Here is a 13,775-nt window from a genome sequence, read left to right as displayed (position 1 = left end):
CATATGTGTACATACAATGTGTTAGACGAATTATAAAATAACAACTATGTAACTCTAAGACATCGGCATTTCAAACCTGAAATTGCCAAACGACCACGCCAAGCCGGCCCTGGTGGTAACCAAGACCGGCGTTAGATGAATATTCAGGCATACATCATATGTATAAGGCCTTCCCTTTTATTACCTCATTATGGCTGGCAATGAAACGGGATGTTGCATCCTTTTTACCACAATACAATGAACAAGAGAATGAGAAAACAAACCTGAGACCCGATTTTCCCGGACTTTAGGGCGGAAATGCCCTTTTCTCCGTGGGACTTTGGACCGAATAATATTTTTTGCATTCCATTTGAACGATATTGTCCTGCTAAACGTATCATCTTCAAATGGAGAACGGATGGTGAAAGCATATGATTGAAGTTCGCAGCATATCCAAACAATTCATGGAGCACCAGGCCCTGCATGATGTCAGCTTCACGATTGAGCAAGGCGGCGTTACCGGATTAATTGGCCCCAACGGCTCAGGCAAAACGACACTGATCCGCATTATGAACGGTGTCCTTGGGGCAACAAGCGGATCCGTAACGATTGACGGACTGGATCCCTCCACCCATGCAGAGAAGGTGCTGGCCATGTGCGGCACACTCACGGAACAGAGTGGGATGTATGAAAATATGAGCGGACGCGACAATCTCGTTTTCTTCGCAGATGCTTTTGGTGTACAGCAGCATTCCAGACGAATTGACGAGCTGGTAGAGCTGTTCGAATTACAGGAGTATCAGCACCGCAAAGTGGGCACCTACAGCACAGGCATGAAGAAACGGCTCGGCCTTGCCCGAGTTCTGCTTCATCGCCCGTCCATTCTATTTCTGGATGAGCCGACCAATGGCCTGGACCCCGATGGGATTCAGATGGTACTCCGGATCATTCGCCGGATGAACCGTGAGGAGAACATGACCATTCTGGTCTCTTCTCACGTCCTGTCCCAACTCTCAGCCGTATGTGATCGATATATTTTCATGGAAAAGGGACGCAAGGTTGAAGAAGGCTCGGAGCAGGAGATTATCCATCGTTATCTCACTGCACCACGGCTTGAGGTAGAGGCTGTCCTGGCTGATGGATGGAGTGCGGCTGCTGAGTTTAATCCGGAGATCCTCTCGGCGGACAAGGCCATTTTCCAGCTCCAGTCCCGTGAGGAAATCCCCATGCTGCTCAAACATTTAACCACCAACGGACAAGTCTATCAGGCTCGCCTAATCGGCAGTGATCTGGAAAGCATCTATTTTGCCATCAGGGAGGCACACCATCATGAATAATCGTCAAGCCATCAAAGCACTGGTACGCAAAGATATTCGGGCCATTACAGCCAGCATTCAGCTATGGCTTCCCATGCTGATCGTTCCGCTCATTATCGGGGTTACCATGCCTGCCATACTCATATGGCTCGCTTCCCGAGTTGAACTTCGTTCCATCGGAAATATCGGATTCCTGCTCGACAGTCTCGATATCTTAAGCAGCTCAGGACAGATCCCGGAACTGGCCTCCATGGCTACAGACAATCATCGCATTGTCTATTATCTGGCCTTATATATGTTCGCACCGCTGTTTCTGATCATTCCGGTGATGGCCTCCAGCATTCTGACAGCGAACAGTTTCGCCGGGGAGAAGGAACGCAAGACGCTCGAAGGTCTTCTCTTCACACCCATCAGCATGGATACCCTGTTTAAAGGCAAAGTACTGGCTGCTCTTATACCTTCCATACTGCTGTCCTGGATTACCTTTCTCATCTATGGGATCATTGCCAATATTCTGATGTACCCCATGTTCGAAGCCTTGATGTTCCCAAATTGGAATTGGATCATTCTTGTTCTGTGGGTGGTTCCGTCATGCAGTCTTATGGTCATCCTGCTCAATGTGTTGATCTCCGCCAAAGTTCGTGGATTTCAGGAAGCTTATCAGCTGGGAGGACTTATCGTTATTCCTCTGCTGGCACTAATTGCTGGTCAGGCAAGTGGAATGCTGCTTATTAGCCCGGTATTGCTGCTGCTGATTGGAGCTGCGCTTCTGCTCATCAGCCTGGTCCTGCTTCGTCTGGTTGCGCTCTGGAATAGTCGCCAGCAGCTGGCTGAGAGTCAGATCTGATCATGGTGACAGCAAGAGTGTATCCATTCATATGGCGGCCCGATTGAGAAAACAAAAACGACAGGTTATGATAGGGAGACATGCACTTAGGGATGACCGTAGAGAGGAATGGAACGAACGATGGAATACAGTCTGCTTCAGAAAATGAAATATGCACAGCAACTAACGGCACAGGAGAAGCATATTGTGGACCACATTCTGAACAATCCCGAAGTTGTTTTTGAATCTACGGCTCATGAACTGGCTCAAGCCACCTATACAAGCTCATCAACCATTGTCCGTTTATGCAAAAAGCTGGGTACCCAAGGGTACCCAGACTTTCAATTAAAGCTTGCCCTCGATTATCAGCGGGCTCCTGCCACGCTTCCACCTGCGGATCATCCCTTTACCGAACTGGAGGATGTACGTTCCGCGATGGATTCCGTGCCTTACCTTTATCATCAGGCATTGGAGGAAACACGCTGTCTGCTGAACGTTTCTGTGTTGCAGCGAATCGCCAATTGGGTGAAGGAATCCGGCCGGATTGATATCTACGGCAGTGGTATGAACTACTATCTTGCACAGCAGGCCTGCACCAAGTGGAATGAACTGGGCATCTCCGCTATCGCACACAACAGTCCGAATATGCATTATCTGAACACGATGAACCCCAATGTATCCACACTTTCCTTCGTCATTTCACATACCGGGGAGAATCAGTCGATGGTTGATGTCGCCAAAATTCTGAACGTGAAAAACATGAACGTCATTGCGATCACCGGCAATAACCATTCCAGCTTGTCCAGACAATCTACCGAAACTCTGCTCAGCTATGGCTACAATGAACAAATGAGGCTTTCCAAAATGTCCTCTATGGTTTCTGTACTTTATATCTTCGATATCCTGTACATGAGCAGCATTCGTGACAGCTATTAAACCCGATCAGCGGCAAAGACAATCCCCGCATCCTTGCGCGCTTCTGCCAATATGTTCATCACAGATTGACTGTGGCTGAGGAGCTCATAACATTTTGTGTAATCCTTATTGTTATAGATATTTCTGAAGGCTTCCCATTCGTAATAAAGCCAGTTTGACTGTGCCTGCACATTGATGATCTCCAAGGGATCCTGCCCAATCTGGACCTTAATTTCCTGACACCCGTTAGCTCCTCCCACAACTTGAATATACCCCTTCTCTCCCTGGATCAGGACAAAATTCATGCTGCTGGTATCTTTGCATCCCACACACTCCGCAATAAATTCGGGATACTTTAGAACCACCACCCCTGATGTATCAATTCCATTGACGTGTCGGTTGGCCGTATAGGATATGGTTTGTGGGCTGCCAAACATCTTCATGACAAAATGAAGGTTGTAGATGTTGATGTCCATCAGTGCACCACCGGAGAATTCGGGATTAAATACATTTGGTGTCTCCCCGGCAAGCAGCTGATTGTATTTACTTGAATACTGGCTGTAATTGCACTGAATGAACCGAATATTCCCCAGTTTGGACAGCTGCTCCTTCACCTTGTTGTAATTAGGAAGATGGATATTTGAGATCGCCTCAAACAGGAACAGATTATTTTCCCGGGCCAGCTCAATCAGCGTTTGGGCTTCCAATGCCGTTGATGTAAATGGTTTTTCACAGACGACATGCTTGCCATGTTGAAGCGCCTGATAGGCCTGCTCATAATGCATGCTGTTGGGTGATGCGATGTAAATAAAGTCCACATTCGGGTCAGCATAGAGTTCGTTCAGATCCGTGTAGATGGTCTGCACTCCATATTTGTCTGCAAGCGGCTCTGCTGTTTCCCTTTTTCGAGAATAAATGGTTGTACATTTCACTCCATCCACTTCGCTGATTGCCGATAAAATGGCATCCACAATAAAGCCTGTCCCAATCGTTGCTATATTCATCATTGTTCCACTCCTCTTCTTTATATCCATTCATCTAGCCTTTTTCGCAGCTTCGACTCCATGATGCAAAATATCCAGTACATATAATATTTCATGATCCTTGACCGGCTTCTCGCCGTGATGACGGATAGCCTCAAGCAATTTCTCATATAACATGCCGTAGTCGGTCACTTCAGACGGTACGTTCTCCGTATGGGATTCCCCTTTTTCATCCACATAACTCAAAGTGCCCCAATTCGTTTCGGGTTCAATGTCATAGGATACCGATGTTGGTCCGGCTCCGTTTTTCGATTGATGACCACTGCTGTACTTCACAAAACTGCCCCGGTCTCCGTGTATGATAAATTTCGGATGTTCGATTTTGACAAGCAGGCTACACTTCATGGTTGCTTTCATCCTACCGTACCGGAAATCAATATCAATGTAGTCATCCGATTCCCCAGGCGCCACCAGACTTCGGACATCATAGTCAATCCGGTCTGCTTCACCATATAACGAGATTAGCTGATCAATCGTATGCACGGCCAGGCCATGCAATAACCCAAACCCTTTGGGAGTGTACTGCGGATGAAAATAATCATAGTGGGACTGGATCTCCACAATATTGCCCAGCTTGCCGCTCTCGATCACTTTTTTCAAAGTAAGAAAGTCCCCGTCATACCTCCGGTTCTGGTTCGCCATCGCGATAAGATGTTTACGTTCTGCCAGTTCAAAAATCTCCTTGGCTTCAGCCGAAGTTGAGGCAAACGGCTTCTCGACCAAAACATGTTTGCCATGTTCCAATGCCAATTTGGCGTATTCAACATGACTGTCCACATGAGTCGCAACAACAATCAGTTCGATATCCGGATCATGCAGTATATCATTAAGAACTGTAGTAAACGCAATCTCCGGGTAATAGCTTTCTCGTTCCGTGTCACCCACCCGGTCTTCCTCACGTCGATAGATTGTCTTCACCTGGATCTGCTCTCTTCCCTCCAGATAAGGCAGATGATAATTCACTACGGCATTTCCAAATCCAATGATAGCGATCTTCAACATATGGGATCACTCCTCTACTTTGGTTAAGCGCAATGTTATCATGCAGCAGACTCGTGGTGAATGCTTTGGAGAAGGAATGGCCGCAACATTCGAAAATGGATTCAAGGCTTGGGATAGCGTGAAATTCAATTTCAAAATGTGGGCATCGGGCAGCTGAGATATAACAATTTTTCCCTAGTTTACCGATATAATTTAAGAAATGAACTACATACATATGGATGAAGGGTGTCGATGGAGACATGAGCAAATGGTTTACAGGCATGCAGCGCAAGATCAGTACTTTCCTGTTGTTTACACTGATCACTGCAGCAATATTGGGTGGAGGTAATGCAGCGCAGGCAGCTTCCCTCAATCAATCTACTGTGTATTACGATTCGGACGGTGTATTGTACAAAGTATCCGGGGATGGCAGCAATACGACTGAAGTTTTACTTGATTTTCAGGGCGTTGACCTTGTAGCAGCAGGTTCTCACCTCTACTACACTGCAACTGAAACTTCCACAACACTGCTTCGGGTCCCCAATGACGGATCGCGCGATACCCCCGAGACGTTTGCAACCGACGTTCTGCGTTACGATACGGATAACGGATTCATATATTACATGGATTCCAAAGGTTCGATCTATCGTGCGAGTGGTGATGGTGAGCCAACTTCCGTTAAAAAAATCGCAGACAAAGCAGATACGGATTTCCCGCTTCTCGCTGTCATTAAGGGCCGCGTTTATTACAACGCCCTCGTTAACGGCAATACCTGGATCGTCTCCAAAGCTACAAATGGCAGTGGAACCGTACAACGGATTGCAGAAGGCGCAGTGGAAAGCACTTATTTTATGAATCCGGCAAAAAACAAACTGCAACTGATGGTTAACACCAATCCTTATGAAACCTACTATTCCACCAATGCTGTGGTCATGTACACCGTGAACTACAGTACAGGCAAGGCAAGTGCTGTAAATTCAAAAGCCAAGCTGGACGTGAATGCAGTATATTCCGGTGGCTGGAGCAGCTCGTTTTACGTGTATAACAAAGGAATCAGCCTGGACAGCAACAAGGATTACAACTACGCAACAGGCAAAGCTTTTGCCCTTACGACTTCAGGCAAGACATTCCAGCTCCATAGCAAAAGCATCCGAGAAGTAAGTGCACTTGGCACAGACAAGGCAGTTATCATTGATGCAGACAAAAAGGCGTATGCAAAAACCGTATCTGGCAGCAAGGTCACCAAAACGACCAATCTAAATTTGACTAATGTCAATTACGTTGGGGATCAGCTGACCAATGGCACAGCAACACTAGCCTACATCTCTAGCGACAATGGCCTCTACGCCGTAAGTTCGACGCTCAAAGTAACCAAATTGGTCGGGGATGAATGGGACACCTTCCATTTCAGAGATGATGTACCAGGCATTTTCTACATTAACGCGAAAGACCTCTATCGTTTGTATCATATCCAGGCGAATGGCTCAGGTAATAAAGCGTTAAGCGAAGTATTCCTGGACGACATTCTGTTGGTAACACCAAACTAAGCCTATACAAGATAAAGAGGATTACCTTGCAGCCCTGCGGCTCCGGGTATCCTCTTTTTTATATGTTCACAACTATTTTTGAAAAACGTCTTCCATATGAGAATGATAATTGTTATCATTAATAAAATGAGACAAAAGGATGGTCCGTATGAATGAACAGCTTCCCTTCATTTCTGAAACGTCAACTCTACCACTCCTCTCTTCCATGTGCCGCGTACGCCGTGGAGAGAATTTCCGTGTGCATGCCAAGACGGTTTCCCGGCCTATGCTGTGTCTTGTTTTGCAAGGAGAAGGTGTCCTGATTCTTAATGATCAAATACATAAAGCCCATGCCCATCAACTATTTGTACTGGAAAAGGGGACCACGATTGAGGCTGCCTCCCGCTCCGGTATTACGGAATGTATTCTCCTATCGATGAACACGGTCCAGTTGAAGCAAGTACGTGGTGAATGGAAGATGATTTCTGATCCCTGCCTACCCTTCCAATGGTCAACGGGTCCTATGCCTGTTCGTCATGAGCAGCAGATGGTCGCGCGCATGGAACAATTATATACAGCCTATCAGGGCGTTCAGCAGGAACATTTTATTAATATACACACGCAGCTCCACGAATTGTTGCAGTACATTTCCGAGAATCGTCTAGAAGCCAATCATGAGAAAGTCGACCCTGCACTGGAGCGAAGCATTATGTATATGCACCGATTCATGGGTGAAGGCATAAGTATGGACCAGCTGGCCAAGATCGCCGGCCTGACTCCGAGCTCATACTCCCGCAGCTTCAAGAAGGCCAAAGACATGTCACCAACAGATTACCTGAATCGACTGCGGATTGAAGAAGCCAAACAACAATTGCAGCAGTATCCATGTTCCATCAAAGATGTCGCTGAATCTGTAGGTTATGGCAATGAGTATTATTTTAATCGCAAATTTAAACAAGCTGTCGGTATCTCACCCAGTATATATATGAAGAGAGAACAATTACGAGTCGCAACGGCTTCCGTTTCGGGCCTGGAACATAACTTGTCTTCCCTAGGGCTAGAAGCGATTGCGACGCTAAACGGGTTCACAGATCAGGAACTGAGCGAGAACGAACACCAGCATAAGCTCACATTGCAACTCAACAAGCTTCGCCAATCCAAGCCTGATCTGATTATTGCCGACACACATCATGAACCCTATTACGATAAACTGAAAAGTATTGCGCCAACCGTCCTCCTTGAACCTGTTCAGGACTGGAAACAAATTCATTCCCGTATGGCCGAGCTGGTTGGACGGGAAAAACAAGCCTTGGATCATTTCAAACAGCTTGAATTCAGAACGCTGGATGTGGGCAAACGTCTGCAACATTTTTTTGACCATGAACGGGTTACACTTGTGGAGGTTAAGCCTCCGATGATCCGGCTTCAGGGAACGATCAATCATCCCCTGAGTGATTTGTTGTATACCGAGTTGGGGCTGCAACCAGCACAGATTGCTCCGCCAGAACACCAGTGGGTGGATTATCCTGCTGAGCGCATTCCTTTGCTGGATACGGATCACTTGTTCATTCATCGTCTTTCCATGCATCCAGCCAGTGAAAAACTGCTGCGGCGATTAAAACAGACGTCTTCATGGAATCGTTCGCCTGCTGTACTTGGTGGCAATGTACATGATATTTCAAGTTGGCTGATGATGAGCTGGACACCTTCAGGACGACACCGGATCATGGATGAACTTGTACACCTTGCAGAACAGCACTCGGCCCTCTCTCATGCCGGGCTGATCGGGCAATTCTAATGCATATTGGAATGAAATCTGATTTTTTTCTTCATTATAATACACAGCAAAAAGGCGCCTCCAATAGGAGAGCGCCTTTTGGGTTCTGCTTAAGAGTTATCTTGAATCTCTTCTCGCGGAACCAGTTTATAAATTTCTTCATCTTCCATGGTGTCGATCAGTCGGTCCAGCCATTTGTAATATGCTTCCGCCTGCAACACTTTATTTTTGTCTACCTTTAGAATGTGAAGAAGTTCGGCATCTGCTTGCTCGTCCAGGTCCTTAATCAAACGATTCAGCTCCTCAACGGACTTGCGCAGCACCTGAAGGTTACTCTCCACAGCTTTTCTCCATTTAATCGCAAAATAATCCGTAAACGTCTGATGCCAGTCATACTCCACTTCATATAGGTCTTTGCGGGAGCCCTTGCTCCATACTTTATTTACCATCTTCAGATCCAGCAGTGTACGTACACCGGTACTCATGCTCGTTTTGCTCATTTCCATTTCCCGGCCCATATCGTCAAGGGTCATTGGTTTGTCTGCAAAAAAAAGCAATCCATATAAGTGTCCCGTGGACAGCGTAACGCCGTATAGATCCATATTACGTCCGATAGCTTCAATGACGCGTTTACGGATTCTAAGAACGGTTGCCTGCTGTTCTTCTTGTAAATGGTCCAAGCCCATGCTTGCAACCTCCATTCTGAACATTCCCAGTCTTGGCACAAATAATTGCAACCATACAAGATCCTGCTTACATGGGAAAGCATCCGGCCGGACATCCTATACGCCAGAGGGCTTTCATTCACCCAATGTATGAAAATGGAACCTTACCAGGTTGCATCTGCCTACGACTATCTTTAACCAAAAAACAGCTTAAATTAGCTCATTGTCTATTGTAGGAAAAGCAATATCAAATGTAAAGCAGCCTTATTAGGCAGAATAAGGAGTAAAAGAGAGCATTCGGACGGAAAACTTTGTACAGTTTTTACTGTACAAACATTATGTACTGTTTATTCAGTTGATATACTGGTTAAGTATTGATACAATACAAAACGTTACCCAGAAAGACGGGAAGCGAAGCAACAATTACCGGATTTCGTGGCTGGGCGCACAAGTGTATGGGCTTGTGGATGCTGAAAGCCGTTCGAAGTGCACAACACATCAGAAGGGGTGAAAACATGACCATACTTGAAGTGAAAAATGTAAGTAAACTGTTTGGCCCCCAAACCGAGCAAGGTCTGCAATTACTGGAGCAAGGTTGGGGAAAAGAAAAGTTGGCCAAAGAAAAACAGATAACGGTTGGTGTCAACCGGGTCAACATGGAAATTAAGCAAGGTGAGATTTTTGTCATCATGGGACTTTCAGGAAGTGGTAAATCCACACTGGTTCGAATGTTCAATCGACTGATCGAACCAACATCCGGTGAGATTCTCGTTCATGGCAAGGATCTACGTAAAATGAACAAAGAACAATTGCGCGAAGTACGTCGGAAAACAATCAGCATGGTATTCCAAAAATTTGCGTTGTTCCCGCACCGTACCGTTCTTGATAATGTGGAGTATGGACTTGAAGTCCAAAAGGTGGACAAAGCTGTTCGCCGGGAAAAAGCGAAAACCTCACTTGAACTGGTTGGCCTTAAAGGCTGGGAAGATAAGATGCCAGATGAACTGAGTGGTGGTATGCAGCAGCGTGTCGGCTTGGCTCGTGCGCTAGCTAATGACCCGGAAGTACTTTTGATGGATGAAGCGTTCAGTGCACTAGATCCACTGATCCGCCGGGATATGCAGGATGAACTGATTGAGCTTCAGGATAAAATGAAAAAGACGATTATTTTCATTACCCATGACTTGGACGAAGCGCTGCGCATCGGTGATCGTATTGCCCTCATGAAGGACGGCGCTGTCGTGCAGATCGGTACTCCGGAAGAAATTATGATTCAACCGGCCAACTCTTATGTGGCCCGCTTCGTCGAAGACGTGGATTTGTCCAAAGTCCTCACTGCATCACATGTTATGCGGCGCCCTGAAACAATTACGCTTGACCGTGGTCCTCGTGTTGCCCTCGAATTAATGCGCGAACGTGGTATTTCCAACCTGTTTGTCATTGACCGTTCGAAGAAATTGCTTGGTGTCATTACAGCAGATGATGCGTCCCGTGCGATGCGTGAAAATAAAGTGTTGAACGACATTCTGATCACGGACGGGCCGACTGTGGCGCCTGAGACCCTGATTCATGAATTGTTCGAAATGGTAAGTTCAGCCCATGTGCCTCTCGCTGTTGTAGGTGAGAATGGCCGTCTGCAAGGTGTTATCGTCCGCGGTGCCCTTCTGGGTGCGCTTAGCGGTGAAGTTGCAGTAAAGGAGGAACTTGTGAATGATTCCCAAAATACCACTAGCATCGTGGATTGAATCCATCGTTGACTGGATGAGCTCCTCGCTCTCCGGATTGTTTAATGTAATCTCTGTTGTTATTCAGGAAGTTGTTGGATTTTTCTCAGGGCTATTTATGCTCCCCCATCCGCTCCTGTTTATTGCGATACTGGGTGTTCTAGCGTTCATCGTGGGTCGCCTCCCATTGACACTATTTACGGTTATCGGATTCTTGCTCGTGGATAACTTGGGATACTGGTCCCAATCTATGGACACACTCGGTCTGGTTATCACTTCAGGACTAATCTCCATTCTGATTGGTGTTCCGGTCGGTATCTGGCTGGCATACAGCAAAACTGCAGCACGCATTATTACACCGCTGCTTGACTTTATGCAGACAATGCCTGCATTTGTCTACTTGCTGCCTGCGGTTACATTCTTTAGTCTTGGTGTTGTTCCAGGTGTTATCGCCTCCGTTATCTTCGCGATTCCGCCAACCATTCGTCTGACTCATCTGGGGATCAAACAGGTTTCTGGCGAACTGGTTGAAGCCGCGGATGCATTTGGTTCGACTTCCATGCAAAAGCTGTTTAAAGTACAGCTTCCACTCGCCTTGCCTACCGTCATGTCGGGTATCAACCAAACGATTATGCTGTCGCTCTCCATGGTTGTCATTGCATCCATGATCGGTGCACAGGGTATTGGTGCAGAAGTCTATCGTGCGGTAACGCAGCTTCAGATTGGTAAAGGTTTCGAAGCAGGTCTGGCTGTCGTGGTACTCGCGATTGTACTCGACCGTTTCACGCAAAATCTGTTTATGCCTGGTCGGAAGAAGACCTCTCGTATATCTTCTAAACAAAAAGCGTGGATTACCGCAGCAGCTACACTCGTGGTGCTGGTTGCAGGTTTCTCCCAATACTTCACGGGCGGGACTACTTCTGCCGGCGGTAACAACACAGCAGCCAATGCTGTAGGTGAAGAAGTCAATTATCAGATTATTGGTATCGATCCAGGGGCTGGTATCATGAAGTCCGCTGCCAAAGCGATCGAAGACTATAAACTGACTGACTGGACTCTTATTGAAGGTTCTGGTGCAGCCATGACGGCTACGCTGGACAAAGCGATCAAAAATGAGGAACCAATCATTATTACAGGTTGGACTCCGCACTGGATGTTCAACAAATATGATCTGAAATATCTGGAAGACCCTGAGAAATCTTTCGGTGATGCGGAAGAAATTCATACCATCGCTCGTAAAGGTCTGAAAAAAGATCACCCTGTTGCCTACGAATTCCTGTCCCGTTTCCAATGGACATCGGATCAAATGGGTGAAATGATGACTGCTATTCAGGATGGCACATCCCCGGAAGAAGCAGCTAAAGCATATGCTGAGAAACATGCAGATCAGATTGCTGAGTGGACCAAAGGTCTGACACCAGTGAACGGTGATGCATTCAAACTTAGCTATGTGGCTTGGGATTCCGAAATCGCAAGTACCAACCTGCTGAAATATGTGATGGAAAACAAACTGGGTTATAAAGTTAATGCTCTGCAAGTCGAAGCCGGACCGATGTGGACCGGGGTTGCTTCAGGCGACGTAGATGCTTCTCCAGCAGCTTGGCTGCCACTTACTCACGCTGACTACTGGGAACGTTACAAAGACCAGGTGGATGATCTCGGAGCCAACATGACAGGTGTACGTACCGGTCTCGTTGTTCCTGCATACATGACGGACGTGAATTCGATTGAGGATCTGGAAACCGGTGCTGCTTCCTCCGCGCCAACGGCTAATGCTAACGTTGGAGAGGAAGTTAATCACCAGATTGTTGGGATCGACCCAGGTGCAGGTCTTATGAAGGCCACCAAAAATGCCATTGAAAATTATGAATTGTCCAACTGGAACCTGATTGAAGGCTCCGGAGCAGCGATGACTGCTTCGCTGGACAAGGCCTATAAAAATAAAGAGCCAATCATCGTTACAGGCTGGACTCCGCACTGGATGTTCAATCAGTATGATCTGAAGTATCTGGATGATCCCGATTTAATTTTCGGTGATGCCGAAGAAGTTCATACTGTAGGACGTAAAGGGATAAAAGAAGATCATCCCGTTGCCTATGAATTCTTCTCTCGTTTTAATTGGACTGCAGATCAAATGAGTGAGATCATGGTCGATATTCAAAAGGGTGTTTCCCCTGAAAAAGCTGCCAAATCTTATGCAGAAAAGCATCCGGACCAAATTGAAGAATGGACCAAAGGTTTAACCCCTGTTAAAGGAGACAACTTGCGTCTTGGTTATGTTGCATGGGACTCGGAAATCGCAAGTACGACTCTGCTGAAATATGTGCTTGAGACGAAACTTGGCTATACAGTCAAAGCACTGCAAGTTGAAGCCGGACCGATGTGGGCAGGCTTGGCAGCAGGTGATATCGATGCATCTCCAGCCGTTTGGCTCCCGCTTACACACGGGGATTACTGGGAGACCTATGGAGACCAGATCGAAGATATAGCGGTCAGCATGACTGGCGTAAAACAAGGTCTGGTTGTTCCAACTTACATGGATATCGACTCAGTTGAAGATTTAAAAGATAATTAAACCATTTTGAGATGGTTAAACCTGAATATGGTAAAAAGACCACCGAAATTTTCGGTGGTCTTTTTTATTTGCTGCTTTTTCTGGAAATTTGAGCAAGCTGATTTCATTTAAGGCTAGATCTCATATGAGATGTACTTCTAATGGAGCTATGTAGGTATACTTTGAACTAAACAACTAGCTTATCCGATAAGTAACAATAACACACCAATTGTAATGAGCACTACACCCAAAACGCCATACACTACCCTCGCTGCCTGTCGCCCAATCGTTTTCACGAAAAGTCCTGCCTGAAAGGTATTCATGAACCAATCCCAATTTTTCATACCGCCCAATATGCTGAAAATCCCTGCGATTATGGCAACCAATGCAAGCAAGATCGGTTGATCCTGCATATCATCACTCCTTCCAATATAATCCTGTATACTATACTCGCTCCTGGTGAAAATGA

At 46.4% G+C, this 13,775-nt stretch carries 11 protein-coding genes; 7 read left to right on the top strand and 4 right to left on the bottom strand.

All coding sequences use genetic code 11. The features are described from left to right. The first annotated feature begins 410 nt into the window (after positions 1-410). The 3 genes from MHB82_RS06340 (at position 411) to MHB82_RS06330 (ending at position 3,057) form a co-directional block, all read left to right on the top strand. A complete protein-coding gene (locus tag MHB82_RS06340; protein ID WP_341174178.1) occupies positions 411-1,316 on the top strand; it encodes an ABC transporter ATP-binding protein in 906 nt (301 codons plus the stop codon). Continuing rightward, positions 1,309-2,142 (top strand): ABC transporter permease, encoded by an 834-nt coding sequence (locus MHB82_RS06335; RefSeq protein ID WP_341174177.1) that lies wholly within the window; start codon positions 1,309-1,311, stop codon positions 2,140-2,142. Before MHB82_RS06340 ends, MHB82_RS06335 begins: the two co-directional genes overlap by 8 nt. Positions 2,143-2,250: 108 nt before the next feature. Then, positions 2,251-3,057, top strand: a complete 807-nt coding sequence (locus tag MHB82_RS06330) for a MurR/RpiR family transcriptional regulator (RefSeq protein ID WP_341174176.1) — start codon at positions 2,251-2,253, stop codon at positions 3,055-3,057. On the opposite strand, the gene MHB82_RS06325 is transcribed toward MHB82_RS06330, so the two are convergent. After that, on the bottom strand, positions 3,054-4,040 hold the full coding sequence (locus MHB82_RS06325; RefSeq protein ID WP_341174175.1) for a Gfo/Idh/MocA family protein: 987 nt from the start codon (positions 4,038-4,040) through the stop codon (positions 3,054-3,056). The genes MHB82_RS06330 and MHB82_RS06325 overlap by 4 nt on opposite strands. A 30-nt stretch (positions 4,041-4,070) precedes the next feature. Next, entirely contained in the window at positions 4,071-5,081 is a 1,011-nt protein-coding gene (locus tag MHB82_RS06320; RefSeq protein ID WP_341174174.1) for a Gfo/Idh/MocA family oxidoreductase, read from the bottom strand. A gap of 239 nt (positions 5,082-5,320) precedes the next feature. Here MHB82_RS06320 and MHB82_RS06315 point away from each other — a divergent pair, with 239 nt between their 5' ends. Both MHB82_RS06315 and MHB82_RS06310 read left to right on the top strand, forming a co-directional pair. Beyond that, on the top strand, positions 5,321-6,607 hold the full coding sequence (locus MHB82_RS06315; protein ID WP_341174173.1) for a DUF5050 domain-containing protein: 1,287 nt from the start codon (positions 5,321-5,323) through the stop codon (positions 6,605-6,607). Positions 6,608-6,755: 148 nt separating this feature from the next. Next, a complete protein-coding gene (locus tag MHB82_RS06310) occupies positions 6,756-8,384 on the top strand; it encodes a helix-turn-helix domain-containing protein (protein WP_341174172.1) in 1,629 nt (542 codons plus the stop codon). 89 nt (positions 8,385-8,473) lie between these two features. Here the strand turns inward: MHB82_RS06310 and MHB82_RS06305 are convergent, their stop codons facing one another. Further along, positions 8,474-9,049 (bottom strand): GbsR/MarR family transcriptional regulator, encoded by a 576-nt coding sequence (locus tag MHB82_RS06305; RefSeq protein ID WP_095289047.1) that lies wholly within the window; start codon positions 9,047-9,049, stop codon positions 8,474-8,476. 494 nt (positions 9,050-9,543) lie between these two features. Here MHB82_RS06305 and MHB82_RS06300 point away from each other — a divergent pair, with 494 nt between their 5' ends. Both MHB82_RS06300 and MHB82_RS06295 read left to right on the top strand, forming a co-directional pair. After that, positions 9,544-10,773 (top strand): quaternary amine ABC transporter ATP-binding protein, encoded by a 1,230-nt coding sequence (locus MHB82_RS06300; RefSeq protein ID WP_095289046.1) that lies wholly within the window; start codon positions 9,544-9,546, stop codon positions 10,771-10,773. Next, complete coding sequence (locus MHB82_RS06295; protein ID WP_341174171.1) at positions 10,739-13,327, top strand: glycine betaine ABC transporter substrate-binding protein; 2,589 nt, start codon at positions 10,739-10,741, stop codon at positions 13,325-13,327. The genes MHB82_RS06300 and MHB82_RS06295 overlap by 35 nt, the downstream gene beginning before the upstream one ends. A gap of 179 nt (positions 13,328-13,506) precedes the next feature. Here the strand turns inward: MHB82_RS06295 and MHB82_RS06290 are convergent, their stop codons facing one another. Beyond that, positions 13,507-13,719: an Imm17 family immunity protein gene (locus MHB82_RS06290; protein WP_341174170.1), complete on the bottom strand. Its 213-nt coding sequence runs from the start codon at positions 13,717-13,719 to the stop codon at positions 13,507-13,509. Positions 13,720-13,775: the final 56 nt, after the last annotated feature.

It is taken from the genome of Paenibacillus sp. FSL K6-2862, from assembly GCF_038005125.1.
GTDB lineage: Bacteria > Bacillota > Bacilli > Paenibacillales > Paenibacillaceae > Paenibacillus > Paenibacillus illinoisensis_A.
The sequence above is the reverse complement of the archived record's forward strand: the minus strand, read 5'-3'. Positions and strand labels throughout refer to the sequence as shown.